Raw genomic sequence first — 2,158 nt, 5'->3', positions numbered from 1 at the left:
TATCCCATTCTCTGCTTCACTTTGGTCGGTAAAGTCGAGAGGGTACCGGCGCTGGCCCTCCTTCCTCTACCTGGCGGTCCAAAGTGCTGCGGTTATTCTATGAATCCAGGAGTAAAGACGGCTACGAATCACGGGCCATCTCTATTTCCAGTTCACCCAACGGCTGGTATATCGGGGGGAACATTCTCTTCGGCGGCCTCATTGGCTGGTTGATCGTGGATCCACTGACGGGCTCCATGTATACACTGAGCCCCGATGAGATCAACAGTACTTTGGGGGAGAGTGTAGCCCAGCGTGAGGGCTCTAAAGAGCTAAATCTGGTCCTTCTCAAGGACGTCCCAGACAACTTGCACGACGATATGCAGCTCTTGGGCCAGATTTAAACCAACCTCAGTTGGGGTCGCGTTTACGCGGCCCCAACACCTCCTTCCCCATTCCCCGACGAACATATCGTTCCGGTGCCGAACTGCGACACCCATTGTCGCTTCTTACCTCGATACTCCTTGCATACACTTCAATGTGCATAGGAGTTCGGTATGCGTAAGGGACTGGTGACGCTGCTGGCGCCGTATACCGCACGCAAGAAAGTGAATACCGAAGATAACCAGGACAAGTATTGAAGGATGAGAAACTCGCACGGTGGACAACTACTCAGCGTCACATTGCCGGACGATCAGCAGACACTCTGGTGGCTGAAAGGAATGGGCGCCCATGTCGAGATCCCGGCATCCAGTACCTGGCATGAAGAAAGACGCGACGATGCCCGCCGGATTCTGGCGTAATCATCCTTGGAAGCACCCATGGAAGCCGAGACGTAGCATCCTGCCATTTCAGTACATATTCTTAATAAAAAGTATCAAATCTTACGGATACCCATTAAAAAGCCGGCTCATCATGAGCCGGCTTCTTTTCTGTGCGATCTTCAAAATCGCTGGGGCATCGACAGCTTAGAAGCTGTAGAGAGCACCCACGGAAACACCGTCACCGAAGTCGTTTTCACGATCATACTGTGCGTACTCAACGAAGGTATACATCGCCGGTGACAGGTTGTAGGTGGCACCCACGACGAATTCGTTGAAGCTGTCATCGCCGTTATAGGTACCGTCAGCGTCAGTAATGGTATGGCCACTCTCGGTATCTGTATAGCCAGACGGGTTGGCTACAGCAGCGACTTCTTTGTCGGCGTCGACGCGCTGATAGGAACCGTAGACATCACCGAAGCCGTAGCCATAACGAGCGCCCAAGGCATAACGCATGATGTCGCCGCTTTCACCGCCATAATCGACGTCGGTGTTTTCGACCTTGGCGGAAACACGCAGTGAGTCCATGGTGTACTGCGCGTTCAGACCATAAGCCTTGGCTTCGATGTCATTACCGTTATCATCAGTGCTTTCAAGCGAGTAATTGTCGAGATCATCATAGACAGCCGCGACGGAGAACGCACCCGCAGTATATTTCAGACCACCGAAGAAGGAAGCATTCGAACCTTGGTTCTCGTAGCTTCCATCAAAGTCATCACTACCACCGAATTCATCTTCGGCATCACCCTTGTACTGCGTACCGACAGCGAATTGCAGGCCCCCCAGTGACGGCGAGACATACTGAAGTTTGTCACCTTCACGATCATCGGCAGCGTTCAGACCGTAGTCTTCACCATAGGCATTGCCCAAATCGGATGTGGAGTCAGTAACGTCGAAGTATTCGTAGTTGGAGACCGGATCTTGGATCCAGTCGTCGATCAACGGATCCCAAGTACCGATACGGGCATCACCGAAGTTACCCTTCAAGCCCAGGTAGGCCTGGTCAGTAGTCTCTAGACCACCTTCGCTCTGCTCATCAGCGTTATGCTCGAATTCGGCCTTGAAGTAGCCGGTCAGGCCCGGATTGATGATGTGCTGACCGGAGAAGCCGACGGTAGAGCCGTTGTCGAACAGCTCGTCTTCGGAGCTGCCGTCAATATTATCTACAGACTTGTAGGCAATCTGGATGTTGCCGTACAGGTCGAGCTGTGTGCCGTCTTGATTGTAGATGGTGGCAGCCTGTGCAACACCAGCGGAGGCGCCCAGGGCACCGGCAACGGCAGTCGCTAAGAGTGTCTTTTTCATCGCGATAAATTCCTTAACTAGCTTACTGTTCGATCGTGTCTGCAAATGCAGTC

At 52.8% G+C, this 2,158-nt stretch carries 2 protein-coding genes; one reads left to right on the top strand and one right to left on the bottom strand.

Annotated features, from left to right (window positions below; genetic code table 11):
• Nucleotides 1–623: 623 nt before the first annotated feature.
• Nucleotides 624–782: a hypothetical protein gene (locus OP495_RS17320; protein ID WP_280563139.1), complete on the top strand. Its 159-nt coding sequence runs from the start codon at nt 624–626 to the stop codon at nt 780–782.
• Nucleotides 783–947: 165 nt separating this feature from the next.
• Here the strand turns inward: OP495_RS17320 and OP495_RS17315 are convergent.
• Nucleotides 948–2,158: porin (locus tag OP495_RS17315; RefSeq protein WP_348521327.1), on the bottom strand; the 1,211-nt coding region annotated here is incomplete at its 5' end.

This window comes from Chromohalobacter sp. 296-RDG (assembly GCF_029889885.1).
Lineage (GTDB): Bacteria > Pseudomonadota > Gammaproteobacteria > Pseudomonadales > Halomonadaceae > Chromohalobacter.
This window is presented reverse-complemented; position numbering and strand designations above follow the sequence as displayed.

Bases quoted from the DNA above. Each gene is read 5' to 3' on its own strand.
- OP495_RS17320 (WP_280563139.1), top strand. From the start codon at position 624: ATGAGAAACTCGCACGGTGGACAACTACTCAGCGTCACATTGCCGGAC.